The sequence below is a fragment of the Muricoccus roseus genome (assembly GCF_900141905.1).
Classification (GTDB): Bacteria; Pseudomonadota; Alphaproteobacteria; order Acetobacterales; family Acetobacteraceae; genus Roseomonas; species Roseomonas rosea.
In genome coordinates, this window is sequence record NZ_FQZF01000034.1 from 16,001 (window position 1) to 32,850 (window position 16,850).

Genomic DNA, 16,850 nt, shown 5'->3' on the forward strand with positions numbered 1-16,850 from the left:
CGCATTTTCGCCTTATGGACCAGACTGCCGGCGAAGCACGCCGCATCCCCCTGCACGGACCGGAAGATTTCGAAGGCATGCGCCGCGCAGGCCGCCTCGCGGCCGAGTGCCTGGACATGATCACCCCCCATGTCCGCCCCGGCGCCACCACCGGCCAGCTCGACCAGCTCTGCCACGACTTCATGCTCGACCATGGCGCCGTCCCCGCCACGCTCGGCTATCGCGGCTACACCAAGTCCTCCTGCATCAGCATCAACCACGTCGTCTGCCACGGCATCCCGGGCGACCGCGTGCTGGTGGAGGGCGACATCCTCAACATCGACGTCACCCCGCTGCTCGACGGCTGGCACGGCGACAGCTCGCGCATGTACGTGGCGGGCCAGCCCTCCACCAAGGCGCGGCTGCTGATGGACGTGACCTATGAGAGCATGGTGCGCGGCATCGCGGCGGTGAAGCCCGGCGCCACGCTGGGCGACATCGGCCACGCCATCCAGAGCTATGTCGAGAAGCACCGCTTCTCCGTCGTGCGGGACTTCTGCGGCCACGGCGTCGGCCGCAAGTTCCACGCCCCACCCAACATCCTCCATTTCGGCCGCCGCGGCGAAGGCCCCGTGCTCAAGCCCGGCATGTTCTTCACCATCGAGCCCATGGTGAATGCCGGCCGCGCCGAGGTGAAGGTGCTCGACGACGGCTGGACGGCCGTCACGCGCGACCGTTCCCTGTCCGCCCAGTTCGAGCATATGGTCGGCGTCACCGAATCCGGCGTGGAGGTCTTCACCCTCTCACCCGCCGGCCTTCACAAGCCCCCATACGACGCCTGAGGCTGCATGAATCTTCCGGAACGGCTGGTCGAGGGGTATCGCGGCTTCCGCCATACCCGCTTCCGGCGTGAGCGCGACCACTATGCCCGCCTGGCCGAGGCCGGGCAGCAGCCCAACACGCTGATGATCGCCTGCGTGGACAGCCGCGTCGCCCCCGAGGTCGTCTTCGACGCCGACCCCGGCGAGATGCTCGTCGTCCGCAACGTCGCCAACCTCGTCCCGCCCTACCAGCCGGACGCGAACTACCACGGCACCTCGGCCGCCATCGAATTCGCGGTGCGCCAGCTGAAGGTCGCCCATATCATCGTCTGCGGCCACGCCTCCTGCGGCGGCATCAACGCCTTCCGCCACAACGCGCTGAACGGCGTGGACGCCGCTCATGGCGACTTCGTCGCCCGCTGGATGGACCTGATCGCCCCCGCCACGAAGCTCGCCCTCGCCTGCGACGCCGTCGACCCCCTGCACGACCAGACCGCGATGGAGCTCGCCGCCATCCGCCAGTCCATCCAGAACCTCCGCACCTTCCCCTGGCTCACCGCCCGGGAAAAGGCCGGCGAACTCGCGCTGCACGGCCTCTGGTTCGACGTGGCCGACGGCTCCCTCCGCGTGCTGGACGAGGCCAGCGGCGGCTTCACCCGGCTGGACGACGCCCCGCTCGGCTGAGCGGCTCCAGGCACGGTCCCCGGGCGCGGCCCTCACACCGGCCGCGCCGCCCCTTCCGGCGGCGTCAGCAACGCCTCCCCCTCCACCGCGTCCCGCACCAACCCGAAGCCGATCCAGCGCGCGACGATCGCCGCCTTCATCGCCGCGTCGCACCACATCGCCCGCCGGTGCACGCCCATCATCCGCACCGCCGGCCGCTCGACGGCAGCGAGGAAGGCCTCCAGCCGATCCGTCGCGCGGGCATGGAAGGTCACGGCCGGCGGCGCCGACAGCACATGCCCCGCCTCCCACCCGCGCCGGCAGGCGAAGAGAAAGGCGCCGTAGAGCCGGTACTCCACCACGCTGTCATCCGAAACCGGCAGCGCGCCCGCGCTCGCCAGCCCCCGCGCCCGCACCGCCTCGTCCAGCGCGGCCACCTCGGCCCGCCACAGCGGAAAAGGCGTGCTGATCCCGAACACCGCCTCCGGCCAGCGCTCCTCGGCCACGCCGAAGTACCGGAACGCCCCCATCTGCCGCGCCTGCACCCCGCGCGAAGGCACGCGCAGCCGCCCACCCTCGGCGAAGGCGGTGGCATCGGTCGGCCGGATGAAGTGGTTCTTGCAGTCCAGCGTCACATAGGCCTCGCTCCCGACGAAGCGGTGCACGTCCAGCTTCAGCCCCTGCTGCCGCCGCCACCCCCGCCCCGCCAGCGGCGCTCCGCCATAATCCCTCACCTCCGCGCCCCGCAGCAGCCGCACCCGCCCGGCCAGCGGCCCGTATTCCGGCAGCACCTCCCGCGCGAAGGCCTCGGGAAAGCCGTCCCCCTCCGCCCCGTTCTCCACCACCAGGATCTGCCCGACCGTCCCGGCATCCAGGAACCGCCCCATGGAGCGCGCCTGAAGCCGCAGCAGCGCCAGGTCCGGCCCGAAGCCCACCGTCACGAAATCGAACCGCATCGCATCCCCCCGAGCGGCCCGCCGGGCCCCCACCTCATCTGCCCCGCGCAACACCGCCTTGGGAAGCGCCCTCCGCCCGCCCTTCCCCGTGGACAAGCCCCGCGCCCCGCCGCATCTTCCCTGCCTCACGAATTCGGGAGGCCGCCTTGGCCCGCAGCCCCGGCATGGAGGAAGCAAGCCCCGGCTTCGCCGGCCTGCTGGACATCCCGCCCAGCTCCACCCGCGCACGCGCTCCCAGGCCCGCCGAACCCGCCCTCGGCCCCGAGGGCCACCGCAAGCGCCTACGCGAAAAGCTCCTCCGCGCCGGCCCCGAGGCCCTGGCGGATTACGAGCTCCTGGAAATGCTCCTCTTCCTCGCCCTGCCGAGGGTGGACACCAAGCCCCATGCCAAGCGCCTCATGGCCCGCTTCGGCAGCTTCGCCCGCGCCGTCACCGCCCCCGAGCCGGAGCTTCGCTCGGTGGAGGGCATCGGCGACGCCGCCATCGCCGCCCTCCGCCTCGCCCAGGCCACCGCCATCAAGCTCCTGGCCGAGGAGGTGCGCGACCAGCCCGTGCTCAACAACTGGGACCGGCTGATCGCCTATCTCTCCGCCGCCCTTGCGCGCGAGAACGTCGAGCAGTTCCGCGTCCTCTTCCTCGACAGCAAGAACCGTCTCCTCGCCGACGAAGCCCAGGCGCGCGGCACCGTGAACCACACGCCCGTCTACCCGCGCGAGGTCATCAAGCGCTGCCTCGAGGTCGGGGCCACCGCCCTCATCCTCGTCCACAACCACCCCTCGGGCGACCCGACCCCCTCGCGGGCCGATATCGAGATGACCGCCGAGATCCGCCAGGGGGCCGCCACCCTCGGCATCGTGGTCCATGACCACCTCATCATCGGCAACGGCCGCCACCTCTCCTTCCGGCGCGAGGGCCTGCTGTAGCGCCGCAACGAGGGCAGGACGCCTCCAACGCGAAAGCTTGTGCGCCGCCGCGATTGACCCGCCGCCCCGCTCACCCCACCCTGAATCAATGCGCGCCCCCCTCGCCGCGATCCTCCCCGCCCTGCTGCTCGCCGCCACGCCTGGCCTCGCGCAGCTTGTCCCAGACCCGTCCAAGCCGCCCCCCGCGGGCGCGCCGACGCGACCCCCGGCCTCCCGCGCCCAGGCGAGCACGCCCGACGGCAAGCCGCCGCCGCTCTACGACATGCCGGACCCGGCGCCCCGCCGCCCCGGCCCGCCCTCGCGCCCCGGCCCGGAACCCCGGCCCGATTCCCGCGCCCAGCCCACGCCACCCAACGGCCCGCCCACCGGCCCCGACGGCAAGCCGCCGCCCCTCGCCCCCGGGGACGCCCCGCCGCCCCGCTCGCGGGAGGTCTCCTCCGGCACCGGATTCGTCGTCGGGGACCGCCAAGCCCTCACCAACGACCACGTGGTGCGCGACTGCCGCCAGGTCCGCGCCCGCACGCCGGAAGGCCGGGACATCACCGCCACCGTCCGCTCGCGCGACAGCCGGCGCGACCTCGCCATCCTGGATCTCCGGGAGGCGGCCGGCCCGCCCCTAGCCTTCCGCGCCGAGCCCGCCATCCGCCGCGGGGAAGCGGTGGTGACCTACGGCTTCCCGCTGGCCGGAATGCTCTCCTCCGGCCCCACCCTCACCACGGGCGACATCTCCGCCCTCGCCGGCCTGGCCGACAACCGTGCCCACTACCAGATCAGCGCGCCCGTCCAGCCCGGCAACTCCGGCGGCCCGCTGCTGGACCTGGCAGGGAATGTCGTCGGCATCATCACAAGCAAGCTGAATGCCCAGCGCGTTGCCCAGCGCACCGGCGACATCCCGCAGAACGTGAACTTCGCGGTGAAATCGGAGGAAGCCCTCGCCTTCCTGCGCGAGAACAACATCCGCCCCCGCACCGCACCCAGCACCACCTCGCGCACGGCGGCCGAGGTGGGGGAAGCCATCCACCCCTCGGTGCTGTTCCTGCGCTGCCTGAATTAGGGGCTGGTTTCTGATCTGTCGGTGAGTCCCGGGGAGAGGAAGAAGGAATTCTTCCTCTCCCCGGACCCCTCACCTTCTTCTTTTTCTAGAAATTTGGAACCACTCGGCTGCCGGCGCGCCTGAGGTCTCAGACCTCAGGCGACTGCAAAGACAGGAAAAGCGCCCGCAACCAGAGACCCCCACACTCCTGGGCATCCACGGCAGTCAGAAGGGGCTCCAAGGGCCTCAGGCCCTTGGCGGGTTGAGGGCGGAGCCCTCACCTGACCCCCTACCCCCCGCGCGCCGCCGCAGCGATGGCCGTCGTGAAGGCCTGCGCATCCGCCACCGGCGCGCCGCCGCGGCTCGGCATCGTCACCTGCACCCGCAGGAACCGCCCGCCGGCCACACCGACGCAGACCTGCCGTTCCACCCGGTTGCGCCCGAAGGTGCCTTCCAGCGCGGCGCAGGAGAGGTCCCCGCCCGGCACGGGCAAGGGCGAGCGGGAGGCGACCGAAAGCTGCCGCCCCGTCCGGTCCGAGGGCAGGGCCGTCGCCTCGGAAACCGCCCGTTCCACCTCGGCCGGCAGCTCCGCCTGGGTCACGTTCGGCCGCCCCATGTCATAGAGGAAGACGAAGGCCACCGCGACGCGCCGCGGCGTGGTGTACTCCACCACCTTGCCCGCGCCGGGGTCGTTCGGCGCCACGTCCTGCACCGCCCCGCGCTCGAAGCCGGCCACCTGGGCCGGCAACCGTCCCAGCACCGCCTCCGCCGGCTGGCGCTCACGCGGCGCGCTCGCCTCCTCGGGAACGGCGCATCCCGCCAGCAGCCCGCCGGCCAGGAGCACCGGGGCCAGCACGGCCCGCATCCGGATGGCGCCGGCCGGCGCCATCCCCTTCTTCAGAACCAGCCTCAAGCGGCCGCCCTCAATGGCCGGCCACGTGGGGCGCCGGCAGCGGCAGCCCCATGCTCAGCGTCGCATTCGCCATGATCAGACCCTCCCAGAGCAGTTCCACGCCGATATAGGCGATCAGCGCGACGCCCAGATAGGCGATCCACTTGTACCGATCCAGGATGCGGGCCAGCAGACCGCCCAGAAGCCCCATCATCACAATCGAGATGGCCAGGCCCACGATCAGCAGCGTGACGTTGCTGCGCGCCACGGCCGCCACCGCCAGCACGTTGTCCAGCGACATGGAGACGTCGGCCACGATGATCTGCCAGAGCGCGGCCATCAGCGTCTTGTCATGGGCGGAAGAGCCCGTCTCGCCCTCCTCGTGCTGCGCCTTGCGGAGTTCCATGAGGAAGTTGAAGGCGATGTAGAGCAGCGCCAGGCCGCCCACGATGTCGATCCACCACAGGGCGAGGAGCTGCTGCGCGATGAGCGAGAAGACGATGCGCAGCACGGCCGCCGCGCCGATGCCGAACAGCACGGCCTTGTTGCGCTGGCTCTCCGGCAGGCCGGCGGCCGCGAGCCCGATCACCACCGCGTTGTCGCCGGACAGGATGATGTTCAGCCACATGATCTCGAGGAGCTGCGGCAGCGAACTGGTGAGGGATTCCATGAACATCTCCGGTCGGGCCGCGCCACCGCGACGCGGCACCGGTCGGCCCTGGATTCTGGGGGAAGCCGGGCCGCTCCCGGGCAAGGCCCCGGGGTGCGCGCCCGCGCGCGGACCCTAGCCGCGCCCCCCCGGACGCGAAAGCGCCGCCCGGTCTCCCGGGCGGCGCCAAAGCACTGACATGACAAGACCTTAACCGCCCCGCCACATCAGGCGGGAAAGCGGGTCAATGCGCCGGTGGACGCTCGAACGGCGTGCCGTTGAACCAGGCCGTCACCTCGCCCGAACCGGACCAGATCATGTCGACGGCCACGTACAGGATGACCAGCAGGCCCACCCAGGCAATCCAGCGGTGCTTCTCCAGCAGCTTCGCGATGAAGGTCGCGGCCACGCCCATCAGCACCACCGAGATGGCGAGGCCGATGACCAGCACGTCCAGGTGCTCCTTCGCCGCGCCGGCCACCGCCAGCACGTTGTCGAGCGACATGGACACGTCCGCGACGAGGATCTGGATGATGGCCTGTCGCAGGGACTTCTGCTTTCCGCCCTGCTCGAGCGGGTCGCCGACGACGGCATCCTTGGCCGCCTCCGCGCCTTCGTCCTGCTCATGCGGCTGCCGCAGCTCGCGATACATCTTCCAGCAGACCCAGAGCAGCAGCAGGCCGCCGAACAGCGTCAGCCCGATAATCGAGAGCAGCTGAGTCGTGATCGCGGCGAAGCCGATGCGCATGACCGTGGCGGCACCGATGCCCCACAGGATCGCCTTGCGCCGCTGCTCCGGCGGCAGGCCTGCCGCGGCCATCCCGACCACGATGGCGTTGTCGCCCGCGAGCACGAGGTCGATCAAAAGGACCTGCCCGAGGGCGAAGAACCAATCCGCTCCCATCGGCGATCTGCCTCCCCTGCCGGCCGCCGATAGTCGGGCACCGGCCATGAATGGACGCGCTCCCACACCGGGCGGGAACGCCAGCCGCGCCATCGCAGCCTTCCGCGCGAAAGCCGAGCGGCCGATGGCGCATAAACAATCGGCAATGCCTGAGCAACCATTCATATGTCGTCGCCCGGGCCGGCCCCGCCCTGCCTGGGGCGCGCGCAAAGGTTGACGCCGCGCCGCCCCCCGGATACCGCGGCCGCGCCGCCCCTTCGAACCGGAAGCCCCGCCATGGTCCCGCGCTACACCCGCCCCCAGATGGCCGCGATCTGGTCCCCCGAGGCCCGCTTCCGCATCTGGTTCGAGATCGAGGCGCTGGCGGCCGAGGCCATGGCGGAGCTGGGCACCATCCCCCGCGAATCCGCCGAGGCCATCCGGCGCGAGGGCGACAAGCGCATCGCCGCCATCTCGGCGGCCGACCTGGAGCGCATCGACGAGATCGAGCGCGTCACCCGCCACGACGTCATCGCCTTCCTCACCTGGCTCGGCGAGACGCGCCCGGACGGCTCGGGCATGGGCGAGCATGCGCGCTTCATGCACCAGGGCATGACCAGCTCCGACGTGCTGGACACCGCCCTCAACCTCCAGATGGTCCGCGCCGCCGACCTGCTGATCGAGGACCTGGACGCCCTCCTCGCCGCGCTCCGCCGCCGCGCCGAGGAACACGCCCTCACCCCCACCATCGGCCGTTCGCACGGCATCCATGCCGAGCCGACGACCTTCGGCGTGAAGCTCGCGGGGCATTGGGCCGAATTCGCCCGCTGCCGCGCCCGGCTCGTCGCGGCCCGGGCCGAGGTCGCCACCTGCGCCATCTCCGGCCCGGTGGGCACCTTCGCCTCCGCCGATCCGCGCGTGGAGGCCTTCGTGGCCGGGCGGCTGGGGCTGCGGCCGGAGCCGGTCTCGACCCAGGTGATCCCGCGCGACCGCCACGCGGCCTATTTCTGCGCCCTCGCCGTCACCGCCTCGGCGATCGAGCGGCTGGCGATCGAAGTCCGCCACCTGCAGCGGAGCGAGGTTCGCGAAGCCGAGGAATACTTCCACCCCGGGCAGAAGGGGTCGTCGGCGATGCCCCACAAGCGCAACCCGGTGCTGTCGGAGAACCTCACCGGCCTCGCCCGCCTGGTGCGCGGCTATGCGATGCCCGCGCTGGAGAACGTCGCCCTCTGGCACGAGCGCGACATCTCCCACTCCTCGGTCGAGCGCGTGATCGGGCCGGACGCGACCATCGCGCTGGACTTCGCCCTCGCCCGCGCGGCGGGGATGATGGAGAAGCTGACGGTCTATCCCGAGCGGATGAAGGCGAATCTCGAAAGCCTGGGCGGCGTGGTCCACTCCCAGAAGGTGCTCCTCGCCCTCACCCAGGCGGGGATGAGCCGCGAGGACGCCTATGCCACCGTCCAGCGCAACGCCATGGCCACCTGGGAAAACCTCGGCACGCCCGCAGGCCGCAGCTTCCGCGACAACCTCCTGGCCGACCCCGCCGTCACCGCCCTGATCGCGCCCGAGGCGCTGGACGACGTGATGGACCCGCAGCGGGACTTCACCCATATCCGCGCCACCCTCGCCCGGGTCTTCGCCGACCCGGCCTAAGCCGGCGCAGCCTCTCTCGGAGGCGTGATGGGCCAGGGCCGCAATGCGGCGCCCCCCGCCTCCGTTAAGCCGTGATGGGCGCCCAATCCTCGGGCGTCCCCAGCCGGTCTCCCGGCGCAAGGAGGAGCCCGAGATGACGTCGTCCCTGACGCTGCCCTGCCGCGCCGCGCTCGCCGTGGCCGCCCTGGCCGGCATCGGCCTGGCCGCGCCCCGCGCGGAAGCAGCCCTGCCTGCCCCGGCCGCCGCGGTTACCGCCGGCCAGGCGCTGCAGCCCGTGCAGTATTACTACCCGCCGCCCCCGGCCTACTACGTGCCGCCCCCGCCGCCCGGCTACTACTACCGCCGCCACTGGCGCCGGCCGCCGCCGGTCTACTACGCCCCGCCGCCGCCGCCCCCGCCGCCGCGCTACTACGCGCCCCCGGGCCTCTACTACCGCTACTGAGTCGCGGCCGGGCCGAGCCATGGGGGCATCCGATCCCCCGGCCCGGCGTTGCTCCAGGACCGGACCGAACCGGCGCTGGAGACCATCATGACCGTGAAGAACGAGAACAAGCCCGCCCCCTCCCCCGAGCCGTCCACCGACGACGCCACCCACACCGAGGGCGGCGCGCCCACCGACCAGGCGCATGAGGATGTCGGCGACGGCACGCTGACCGGCTCCGTTCCCGCCGGCCTCAGCTCCGAGGAACTGCGCAAGCTCGCGAACAGCGACAAGACCGACAACTCCGGCACCAGCTGAAGCCGAAGCCGCCCGGGCGGCCCGGTCCGCCCCGGCGGCCCGGGCCGGCCACCCGCCGCTTGACCCGCGGGGCGGCCGCCAGGACACTCCGCACGTGCCCGCCCGACTGCCGCGCCGAATCCTGCGCCCCCGTATCGCAGCCGCCCTGGCCGCCCTCCTCTCGTCATCCGCCGCCCTCGCCCAGGCCCCCGCGCCCCTCCCGGGCGATCCGGCAGCCTGCGCCGCCCCCTCCGGCCCCATCGCCGCAGCCACCTGCGCCGACCCCGCCGCGCGCCTCGCAGACCGCCGCCGCGCCCTGGCCTACGAAGCCCTGCGCCACCAGCTCCACCCCGCCCAGCGCCCCGGCCTCGAAGCCGATGCCCGTGCCTTCCACGCCTTCATCACGGAACAATGCCAGCCCGCCGGCACGCCCGACCCGGCCTGCATCGCGCGCGCCCATGCCACCAAGCGCGACGACCTCCGCCGCTGGCTCCAGCCCCCCGCCGCCGAGGAAGCCGACCGCGACCCGGAGGCGGCCGAAGCCCTGAATGCCCGCCTGGGCCTCCCCACCGCCTCGCCCGAAGCCCGGCGCGAAGCCATCGCCGCCCTGCAACGCGGCGCCGCCCTGCCCCCCACCGGCTTCCTCGACGCCCGGACCGCCGCCCTGCCGCCGCCGCCCTCGCCCGCCAACGCCGCGCCACCCAACACCGTCTGGCTCCCGCGCTTCCCCCCCGCCCTGAACGCCCGCTACGCCGTCACCCGCTGCAACGCGCCCACCGCCTCCTGGACAGGCAACACCCTCCGCATCGGAAACCTCCCCGAACCCGGCGAGACCTATGAAATCTTCGCCGACGCGGAACGCTTCTACCTCCTCACCCCCGCCGGCCCGCCCCGCATCCTCGAAGGCCTGCCCGACAACAGCCTCCGCCTCTCCGGCGCCATCCCCCCGGCCCTCTCCCGAATGGGCGTCAAGCCAGGCCAACTCCTCCGCCGCTGCGGCTGAACCCGCCTCGGCCCGGAGAGGGCTCCGCCCTCCGCCCGCCAAGGGCCTGAGGCCCTTGGAACCCCGTCTGACTGCCGTGGATACGATGATCGAAGGGGCTTCTGGTTGAAGGCGCTTCTTCCTGCCTTTGCAGTCGCCTGAGGTCCCAGACCTCAGGCGCACCATCAGCCCCGCGATTCCAAACTTGAAAAAGAAGATGATGGTGAGGGGTCCGGGGAGAGGAAGAACTCCTTCTTCCTCTCCCCGGGACAGACCGACAGCCCAGAACCAAACCCCGCGCGGAAGAAGCCATAAAAAAGGGCGGCCCCCGAAGGAGCCGCCCTCTCTCAGTCCCTGAACCGCGAAGAGGCGGATCAGAGGGTCTTGTGCGTCGGGTTGGCGCCCGTGGTGTTGGTGCCCAGCGTCTTGTCCACCGCGCGGCCGGCGGCGGTGCCCGGCGGGTTCACCGCCGTCCCGTCAGACTGGCCCGGATAAGCGCCGGAGACGTTGGTCCCCGCGGCCCGGTCGAAGGTCCGGCTCGCCTCGGTGCCCGGCGGGTTGCCCGCCGTGCCGTCACGGCCCATGCCGCCCTTCGGATACACGGTGGTGTCGGCGCGGCTCACCTCGTTCTCCGGATGCGCACCGGAGATATTGGTGCCCAGCGTCTTGTCCACCCCGCGGGAGGCCATGGTGCCCGGCGGGTTGCCCGGCGAGCCGTCCGGCGAGTTCGCCACCAGCCCGTCGTCATGCTGGTCGGCATAGCCGGTCCAGCCGCCCGCGCGGTAATCCGCCTCGCGGGTGGTGGCATCCACCGGGTTGTAGCGCATCAGGATGCTCTCGGCCTCGGCCGCGCGCATGTCGTCGGTGCGCACGGTCACCAGGCTACCGCCGCGGCGGACGCCCTCGGAATACACATGGGCCTCGCGCTCCTCCACGCCGGCACCGGTCAGGCTGCCCAGCAGGCCGCCCGCCGCCGCGCCCACGCCGGCGCCGGTCAGCGCCGCCACCAGCCAGCCCGCGGCCACGATCGGCCCGATGCCGGGAATGGCGAGCGCGCCGATGCCGGCCAGCACGCCCGCGCCGCCACCGAGCACGGTGCCGATGGTGGCACCCGTGCCGGCGCCGGTCGCCGCCTCGTCGCGGTCCACCACCGCCTCGCCGGTCGTCGTCCCGGCGGAGCCGTCGCGGGCCACGATGCTGACGTCGTCACGCATGAAGCCGGCCGCCTCCAGCGCGCTCACCGCGGCGCTGGCATCGGCATAGGTGTCGTAAAGGCGGGCAATCGTCCGCATGGCCATGGTTCTGTTCCTTGTTCTGGATGTCTGGGTCCGCGGATCGCCTCAGCGCGCCGGGGCGGCGCCCGTCACGACATTGCCCTGGAAGTCCAGGCCCACCTCGGCGGTCTGCCCCCCGCGCATCGCGCGGCCGCGCCACACGCCAGCCTCGTCCTTCTTCAGGTCCTGCACGCCGGTGAAGCCAGCGGCCTCAATCCGGCTGCGCGCCTGGCCCTCGGTGAAGGAATTGGCGCCGGCGGCCGGGGTGGCCGTCACCCGCGGGGCATCACCCGGGTTGTTCTGCACGGCGGCGTTGTTGTTGTCCGGCGCGCGGTTGCCCGTGGTGCCCGCGGCGGTGCTGCCCGCGGCGCTGCCATCGGTGCGTGTCGTCGTCGTGCCGGCCGTGCTGCCCATGGGCGCGCCCTGGGTGGCGGTCCCGGCGCGGGACTGGGAAGCGGCCGGGCCGGTGGTGGTCCCCGGCGCGGCGGTGGTGCCGGAAGGCTGGGTCGCGGGCGCCATGGTCATGGCATTCCCGCCACCGGTGGTGCCCTGCGAACCGGGGTTGGCGGTGTTGCCCTGCTGGGCAAGGGCGGGGGTGGCCAGGGCCGCGGCAAGGGCCAGGGCGGCGACACTCGTGCGCATCGGGTCTCTCCCAAAAGGTTATCGCGAAGCTGTTCTTCACTGAAGGCGCAACGACCGGCGCCTTGCCCTGTGTTAACGCCGCCGGGCCCGGAAGGTCGGCGCACCTCACGCAGCCGTGAGGTTTGGCGCCAAAGCACCCCCGCCCTGCGCGGGAGGCGGTGGCCCTGCCACACCTGCCCTGCTATACGCCCCGCTCATTCGCCGCCGCGGGCCGGGCCGGAAAGCCCGATTCCGGCGGCCGCACGAATTTCGGAAACCCCCCATGGCCCGCAGGCGACAGCTCTACGAAGGCAAGGCGAAGGTACTCTTCGAGGGCCCCGAGCCCGGAACCCTCGTCCAGTACTTCAAGGACGACGCCACCGCCGGCAACGGCGCGAAGAAGGGCATCATCACCGGCAAGGGTGTGCTCAATAACCGCATCAGCGAATACCTGATGACGAAGCTGGGCGAGATCGGCGTCCCCACCCACTTCATCCGCCGCCTGAACATGCGCGAGCAGCTGATCCGCGAGGTGGAGATCATCCCGCTCGAGGTGGTGATCCGCAACATCGCCGCCGGCAGCCTCGCCAAGCGCCTCGGCATCCAGGAAGGCACCCGCCTCCCCCGCAGCATCGTCGAATACTACTACAAGAACGACGGCCTGCAGGACCCGCTGGTCAGCGAGGAGCACATCACCTGCTTCGGCTGGGCCAGCACGCAGGACCTGGACGACATCGTGGCGCTCGCGCTCCGCGTGAACGACTTCCTCACCGGCCTCTTCCTCGGCGTCGGCATCTCGCTGGTGGACTTCAAGCTCGAATTCGGCCGCCTCTACGAGAATGACGAGATGCGCATCGTCCTCGCCGACGAGATCTCGCCCGACAATTGCCGCCTCTGGGATGCCAAGACCGGCGAGAAGATGGACAAGGACCGCTTCCGCCGCGACCTCGGCAAGGTCGAGGAGGGCTACCAGGAGGTCGCCCGCCGCCTCGGCATCCTCCCCGAAGCCGGCGTGCGGGACCTCAAGGGCCCCGAGTTGATGCAGTGAGGCTGATGCAGTGAAGGCAAAGGTTTACGTGATGCCGAAGAACGGCGTCCTCGACCCCCAGGGCAAGGCCATCGGCCACGCCCTCGGCACCCTCGGCTTCGAGGGCATCGGCGAGGTCCGCACCGGCAAGGTCATCGAGCTGGAACTGGCCGAGACCGACCCCGCCGCCGCGAAGGCCGCCGCCGAGGAGATGGCGCGCAAGCTCCTCGCCAACACGGTGATCGAATCCTTCCGCGTCGAAATCGCCTGAAGCCGGCGCCGCGGTAGAGCGCCATGATCAAGGCCAGCCTCCTCATCATGACCGTCCTGACGGTCCTGATCGCGATGCTCCTCTCATGGCGCGAAAGCCGCATGGCGGCCGCCCGCCCGGCCACGCCCGCCCCCCAAGGCCGTGCGGGCGGCCGTACCCCCCGCCGCCCCGGCCTGATCGCCCGGGGCAAGGCGAGCATCGACCGCTGGATCACCGCCGCCGCCATCGCGGCCATCCTCACCATCGCCGTCCTCGGCGGCCTCCACTGGCTCAGGGTGTTCCAACAATGAACGCGACCATCCTCCTCTTCCCCGGCACCAACCGCGAGCGCGACATGGCGATCGCGCTGGAGAAGGCGACGGGCCGGAAGCCCTCCATCACCTTCCACCGCGAAACCGAACTGCCCAAGGGCACGGACCTCGTCGTCCTCCCCGGCGGGTTCAGCCACGGCGACTACCTCCGCTGCGGCGCCATGGCCGCCCAGTCCCCCATCATGGGCGCGGTGCGGGACTTCGCGGCCCGGGGCGGCCATGTGCTCGGCGTCTGCAACGGCTTCCAGATCCTCTGCGAGGCCGGCCTCCTGCCCGGCGCCCTCCTCCAGAATGCCGGCCTCCGCTTCCTCTCCATGGACTGCGTCCTCCGCGTCGAACGCGCCGGCACCCCCTTCACCGCCCGTTGGCAGCAGGGCGCCACCTTCCGCGCCCCCATGGCGCACGGAGACGGCAACTACTTCGCCGATGACGAGACGCTGGACCGGCTGGAGGGCGAGGGCCTCGTCGCCTTCCGCTACGCCGACCGCAACCGCAACGGCGCCGCGCGGGACATCGCCGGCATCCTCTCCCCCAACCTCCGCATCTGCGGCCTCATGCCGCACCCCGAGGACCTGGTGGACCCGCTGATGGGCGGCGAGGACGGCCTGCCCATGTTCCAGTCCCTCGCCGAAACCCTCGTCTCCGCCTGACCCCCGGCGCCACCCGGCGCCGGCACCACCCACCCCGGCGCCATCCGGCGCCGGCACCACCTAGCCGCGCGGCCCCGCGCCCGGCACAATCCCGCGCAGGCCCGGCAGCGTGCAGGACCGGGCCGCGCGAGGGTGGATACGGGAATTGATGTTGCCTTTGTGGGTCAGCGCCCTCGTCGCGACCCTTCTCGTCCAGACCGTCAGCTCCTTCTCCTCGCTCGCCGTCCCCCTGCTGGGCCCGCCGCTCATGGCCCGCGCCGGGCTGCAGCCGGAAAGCATCGGCCTCGTCTCCGCCATGACATCGGCCGGCATCTGCTGGTGCCTCGCCTGCGGCGGCCCGATGCTCACCCGCCACGGCCCCATCCGCACCCTGCAGATCGGCCTGGCCTGCATGGCCATCGGCCTTTTCGCCCTGTCCCAGCCGCTCGGCCTCCTCGGCCTGCTCGGCGCGCTCGCCATCGGCTTCGGCACCGGCCACAACACCCCCGCGGGCAGCCAGATCCTGGTGCGCGCCGCCCCGCCCCGCCACCGCACGCTCATCTTCTCCATCAAGCAGGCCGGCGTGCCCCTCGGCGGCGCCCTGGCGGGGCTGGTGGTGGCGCCGCTGGTGCTCGCCCAGGGCCTCTCCGCCGCCCTCGGCACCGTCATCGCCATCGCCCTGCTCACCATCCTCCTGGTGCAGCCCTTCCGCCGCCGCATGGATGCGGACCGCGGCACGAACCAGCCGGGCTGGGCGCGCGCGCTGCTCTCCCCGGCAGCGCTGGCGCGCTCCGTCCGCGTCCTCCGCGCCCATCCCTCCCTGCCGCTGCTCACCGCGCTGGGCGCCTCCTTCTCCGTCATGCAGTCCTGCCTCATGGCCTTCACCGCCACCTATGCCATCACCCGGCACGACGCCTCGCTCGCCGAGGCCGGGCGCATCGTCGCCGCCATGCAGTTCTCCAGCATGGCCGGCCGCATCGCCCTCGGATGGCTGGCGGACCGCATGGGCAACGCCCTCCGGCACCTCGTGCTCCAGGCCGTGGCCTCGGCCCTGGCCGTCGCGCTGCTGGTCATGGCGGGCGGCCAGGGCAGCGCGGCGCTCTACGCCTGCGCCGCCCTGGTCGGCGCCACCGCCATCGGCTGGAACGGCGTCCACATGGCCGAACTCGCCCGCGTGGCACCTCTCCACCTCGTCAGCGACATCACCTCCGCCGCCGGCCTCTTCGGCTTCATGGGCTCCATCCTCGGCCCGCTCGCCTTCACCCTGCTGGTCAGCCTCACCGGCAGCTATGAACTCGCCTTCCTCGCCATGGCGGCCCAGCTCGCCGCCTTCGGCCTGGCCAGCGCGGCGCTGCTCCGCCGCCACCCTCCCGCCGCCTGAGGCGGACCCGCACCCCCTTCCTCGCGGAGGCCGCGCAGCCCATCGCGCCGCGCTTGCCCCCTGGCGTGCCTCGCGCCACCCATGCCACCCTCCCGGCCAACGCCGCGCCAAGCGGCGAATGCCGGGAGTACCCAGGAATGAAGCGCCGCACCCTCATGGCCGGCCTCGCTGCCGCCATCCCCGCCACCGCCCGCGCCCAAAGCGGCGCGCAAGCCGGCGCGACCTACCCCGACCGCCCGATCCAGATGATCGTCGCCTACCCGCCCGGCGGCGGCACCGACATCGCCGCCCGCACCCTCGCCCAGTTCATGGAGCGCGAACTGGGCCAGCCCGTGGTGGTGCTGAACCGCGCCGGCGCCGGCGGCGAGATCGGCTTCGGCGAACTCGGCCGCTCCAGGCCCGACGGCTACACCATCGGCTTCCTCAACACCCCCAACATCGTCACCATGCCGATCGAGCGCCGCACCGCCTATAAGCTCGACGACATCGCCCCCATCGCCAACATCGTGGACGATCCCGGCGGCTTCTTCGTCCTGAAGGACAGCCCGCACCAGAACCTCGCCGACCTCGTCGCCTATGCGAAGGCCAATCCGGAAAAGGTCACCTACGCCACCACCGGCATCGGCTCGGACGACCACCTGGCCGGCCTCGCCTTCTCCCGCGCCGCCGGCATCCAGATGACCCATGTGCCCTATAACGGCGCCGCCCAGACCCGGAACGCCCTCCTCACGCGCCAGGTCACGCTGGGCTCCATCAATGTCAGCGAAGGCCTGCCCGACGTGCAGCAGGGCACCGCCCGCGCCCTCGGCCAGATGTCCGCCACCCGCTGGGAAGGCCTGCCCGACGTGCCCACCTTCCGAGAGCAGGGCTTCGACGTCATCCAGTCCTCCATGCGCGGCATCGGCGCCCCCGCCGGCGTCCCGCCCCGCATCCTCAACCGGCTCGCCGATGTCCTCCGCAAGGTGGTGGACAACCCCGAGTTCCGCCGCATGGCCACCCAGCAGGCCCTGCCGCTCCGCTATCTCGGCCCCGACGAATACAAGACCGAGCTCACCACCCTCCGCACCGATTTCGAGAAGCTCTGGGCCCAGCACCCCTGGCGGGAATAGCGCCGCCGGCGGGCGGGCAGGACGGGCGCCGCGCGCTTGCCAGCCCCCCGCCCGGCATGGGCATCATCCGGA

20 protein-coding genes are annotated in these 16,850 nt (G+C 72.1%); 14 read left to right on the forward strand and 6 right to left on the reverse strand.

What is annotated here, in order from left to right:
* Window positions 1-14: 14 nt before the first annotated feature.
* The gene (gene map / locus BUB97_RS21420; RefSeq protein ID WP_073138651.1) at window positions 15-821 is read left to right on the forward strand and encodes a type I methionyl aminopeptidase; all 807 of its coding nucleotides are present in this window, start codon (window positions 15-17) and stop codon (window positions 819-821) included.
* A gap of 6 nt (window positions 822-827) precedes the next feature.
* The gene (locus tag BUB97_RS21425; RefSeq protein WP_073138654.1) at window positions 828-1,484 is read left to right on the forward strand and encodes a carbonic anhydrase; all 657 of its coding nucleotides are present in this window, start codon (window positions 828-830) and stop codon (window positions 1,482-1,484) included.
* Window positions 1,485-1,516: 32 nt separating this feature from the next.
* Here BUB97_RS21425 and BUB97_RS21430 read toward each other — a convergent pair whose 3' ends face one another.
* Complete coding sequence (locus BUB97_RS21430; protein ID WP_073138657.1) at window positions 1,517-2,419, reverse strand: hypothetical protein; 903 nt, start codon at window positions 2,417-2,419, stop codon at window positions 1,517-1,519.
* A gap of 146 nt (window positions 2,420-2,565) precedes the next feature.
* Here BUB97_RS21430 and radC point away from each other — a divergent pair, with 146 nt between their 5' ends.
* Together radC and BUB97_RS21440 are read left to right on the forward strand one after the other, a co-directional pair.
* Window positions 2,566-3,342 (forward strand): RadC family protein, encoded by a 777-nt coding sequence (radC, locus tag BUB97_RS21435; protein ID WP_073138660.1) that lies wholly within the window; start codon window positions 2,566-2,568, stop codon window positions 3,340-3,342.
* Between the two features lie 88 nt (window positions 3,343-3,430).
* Window positions 3,431-4,396 carry a S1C family serine protease gene (locus BUB97_RS21440; protein ID WP_073138663.1) on the forward strand — a complete coding sequence of 322 codons (966 nt, stop codon included), beginning with the start codon at window positions 3,431-3,433 and terminating at the stop codon, window positions 4,394-4,396.
* A 268-nt stretch (window positions 4,397-4,664) separates the two neighbouring features.
* Here BUB97_RS21440 and BUB97_RS21445 read toward each other — a convergent pair whose 3' ends face one another.
* The 3 genes from BUB97_RS21445 to BUB97_RS21455 form a co-directional block, all read right to left on the reverse strand.
* On the reverse strand, window positions 4,665-5,288 hold the full coding sequence (locus tag BUB97_RS21445) for a hypothetical protein (protein WP_139281414.1): 624 nt from the start codon (window positions 5,286-5,288) through the stop codon (window positions 4,665-4,667).
* Window positions 5,289-5,298: 10 nt separating this feature from the next.
* Window positions 5,299-5,937, reverse strand: a complete 639-nt coding sequence (locus BUB97_RS21450) for a TerC family protein (protein WP_073138670.1) — start codon at window positions 5,935-5,937, stop codon at window positions 5,299-5,301.
* A 223-nt stretch (window positions 5,938-6,160) separates the two neighbouring features.
* On the reverse strand, window positions 6,161-6,820 hold the full coding sequence (locus tag BUB97_RS21455) for a TerC family protein (RefSeq protein WP_073138673.1): 660 nt from the start codon (window positions 6,818-6,820) through the stop codon (window positions 6,161-6,163).
* 276 nt (window positions 6,821-7,096) lie between these two features.
* On the opposite strand from BUB97_RS21455, the gene purB reads away from it, so the two are divergent.
* The 4 genes from purB to BUB97_RS26370 all read left to right on the forward strand — a co-directional run bounded on the left by purB (window position 7,097) and on the right by BUB97_RS26370 (window position 10,176).
* The gene (purB, locus tag BUB97_RS21460) at window positions 7,097-8,455 is read left to right on the forward strand and encodes an adenylosuccinate lyase (RefSeq protein WP_073138676.1); all 1,359 of its coding nucleotides are present in this window, start codon (window positions 7,097-7,099) and stop codon (window positions 8,453-8,455) included.
* A gap of 133 nt (window positions 8,456-8,588) precedes the next feature.
* Window positions 8,589-8,897 (forward strand): hypothetical protein, encoded by a 309-nt coding sequence (locus tag BUB97_RS21465; protein WP_073138679.1) that lies wholly within the window; start codon window positions 8,589-8,591, stop codon window positions 8,895-8,897.
* 87 nt (window positions 8,898-8,984) lie between these two features.
* Window positions 8,985-9,194 (forward strand): hypothetical protein, encoded by a 210-nt coding sequence (locus tag BUB97_RS21470; protein ID WP_139281415.1) that lies wholly within the window; start codon window positions 8,985-8,987, stop codon window positions 9,192-9,194.
* A gap of 94 nt (window positions 9,195-9,288) precedes the next feature.
* Window positions 9,289-10,176 carry a hypothetical protein gene (locus tag BUB97_RS26370; RefSeq protein ID WP_073138684.1) on the forward strand — a complete coding sequence of 296 codons (888 nt, stop codon included), beginning with the start codon at window positions 9,289-9,291 and terminating at the stop codon, window positions 10,174-10,176.
* 353 nt (window positions 10,177-10,529) lie between these two features.
* On the opposite strand, the gene BUB97_RS27010 is transcribed toward BUB97_RS26370, so the two are convergent.
* Both BUB97_RS27010 and BUB97_RS26375 read right to left on the reverse strand, forming a co-directional pair.
* On the reverse strand, window positions 10,530-11,453 hold the full coding sequence (locus BUB97_RS27010; protein WP_073138687.1) for a general stress protein: 924 nt from the start codon (window positions 11,451-11,453) through the stop codon (window positions 10,530-10,532).
* Between the two features lie 42 nt (window positions 11,454-11,495).
* Complete coding sequence (locus tag BUB97_RS26375) at window positions 11,496-12,071, reverse strand: hypothetical protein (RefSeq protein ID WP_175562707.1); 576 nt, start codon at window positions 12,069-12,071, stop codon at window positions 11,496-11,498.
* Window positions 12,072-12,333: 262 nt separating this feature from the next.
* Between BUB97_RS26375 and purC the strand changes: the two genes are divergently transcribed.
* The 6 genes from purC (at window position 12,334) to BUB97_RS21515 (ending at window position 16,778) form a co-directional block, all read left to right on the forward strand.
* The gene (gene purC / locus BUB97_RS21490) at window positions 12,334-13,098 is read left to right on the forward strand and encodes a phosphoribosylaminoimidazolesuccinocarboxamide synthase (protein ID WP_073138690.1); all 765 of its coding nucleotides are present in this window, start codon (window positions 12,334-12,336) and stop codon (window positions 13,096-13,098) included.
* Between the two features lie 10 nt (window positions 13,099-13,108).
* The gene (gene purS / locus BUB97_RS21495; protein WP_073138693.1) at window positions 13,109-13,348 is read left to right on the forward strand and encodes a phosphoribosylformylglycinamidine synthase subunit PurS; all 240 of its coding nucleotides are present in this window, start codon (window positions 13,109-13,111) and stop codon (window positions 13,346-13,348) included.
* Window positions 13,349-13,371: 23 nt separating this feature from the next.
* Window positions 13,372-13,638: a hypothetical protein gene (locus BUB97_RS21500; protein WP_073138696.1), complete on the forward strand. Its 267-nt coding sequence runs from the start codon at window positions 13,372-13,374 to the stop codon at window positions 13,636-13,638.
* Complete coding sequence (gene purQ / locus BUB97_RS21505) at window positions 13,635-14,309, forward strand: phosphoribosylformylglycinamidine synthase subunit PurQ (protein WP_073138700.1); 675 nt, start codon at window positions 13,635-13,637, stop codon at window positions 14,307-14,309. The genes BUB97_RS21500 and purQ overlap by 4 nt, the downstream gene beginning before the upstream one ends.
* Window positions 14,310-14,457: 148 nt before the next feature.
* Complete coding sequence (locus BUB97_RS21510) at window positions 14,458-15,669, forward strand: MFS transporter (RefSeq protein WP_086062444.1); 1,212 nt, start codon at window positions 14,458-14,460, stop codon at window positions 15,667-15,669.
* Window positions 15,670-15,806: 137 nt separating this feature from the next.
* Window positions 15,807-16,778, forward strand: coding sequence for a tripartite tricarboxylate transporter substrate binding protein (locus BUB97_RS21515; protein WP_073138706.1), 972 nt, complete (start codon window positions 15,807-15,809; stop codon window positions 16,776-16,778).
* The last annotated feature ends 72 nt before the right edge of the window (window positions 16,779-16,850 follow it).

Bases quoted from the DNA above. Each gene is read 5' to 3' on its own strand.
- map (WP_073138651.1), top strand. From the start codon at position 15: ATGGACCAGACTGCCGGCGAAGCACGCCGCATCCCCCTGCACGGACCG.
- BUB97_RS21425 (WP_073138654.1), top strand. From the start codon at position 828: ATGAATCTTCCGGAACGGCTGGTCGAGGGGTATCGCGGCTTCCGCCAT.
- BUB97_RS21430 (WP_073138657.1), bottom strand. From the start codon at position 2,419: ATGCGGTTCGATTTCGTGACGGTGGGCTTCGGGCCGGACCTGGCGCTG.
- BUB97_RS21440 (WP_073138663.1), top strand. From the start codon at position 3,431: ATGCGCGCCCCCCTCGCCGCGATCCTCCCCGCCCTGCTGCTCGCCGCC.
- BUB97_RS21450 (WP_073138670.1), bottom strand. From the start codon at position 5,937: ATGGAATCCCTCACCAGTTCGCTGCCGCAGCTCCTCGAGATCATGTGG.
- BUB97_RS21455 (WP_073138673.1), bottom strand. From the start codon at position 6,820: ATGGGAGCGGATTGGTTCTTCGCCCTCGGGCAGGTCCTTTTGATCGAC.
- purB (WP_073138676.1), top strand. From the start codon at position 7,097: ATGGTCCCGCGCTACACCCGCCCCCAGATGGCCGCGATCTGGTCCCCC.
- BUB97_RS21465 (WP_073138679.1), top strand. From the start codon at position 8,589: ATGACGTCGTCCCTGACGCTGCCCTGCCGCGCCGCGCTCGCCGTGGCC.
- BUB97_RS21470 (WP_139281415.1), top strand. From the start codon at position 8,985: ATGACCGTGAAGAACGAGAACAAGCCCGCCCCCTCCCCCGAGCCGTCC.
- BUB97_RS27010 (WP_073138687.1), bottom strand. From the start codon at position 11,453: ATGGCCATGCGGACGATTGCCCGCCTTTACGACACCTATGCCGATGCC.
- BUB97_RS26375 (WP_175562707.1), bottom strand. From the start codon at position 12,071: ATGCGCACGAGTGTCGCCGCCCTGGCCCTTGCCGCGGCCCTGGCCACC.
- purC (WP_073138690.1), top strand. From the start codon at position 12,334: ATGGCCCGCAGGCGACAGCTCTACGAAGGCAAGGCGAAGGTACTCTTC.
- BUB97_RS21500 (WP_073138696.1), top strand. From the start codon at position 13,372: ATGATCAAGGCCAGCCTCCTCATCATGACCGTCCTGACGGTCCTGATC.
- purQ (WP_073138700.1), top strand. From the start codon at position 13,635: ATGAACGCGACCATCCTCCTCTTCCCCGGCACCAACCGCGAGCGCGAC.
- BUB97_RS21510 (WP_086062444.1), top strand. From the start codon at position 14,458: ATGTTGCCTTTGTGGGTCAGCGCCCTCGTCGCGACCCTTCTCGTCCAG.
- BUB97_RS21515 (WP_073138706.1), top strand. From the start codon at position 15,807: ATGAAGCGCCGCACCCTCATGGCCGGCCTCGCTGCCGCCATCCCCGCC.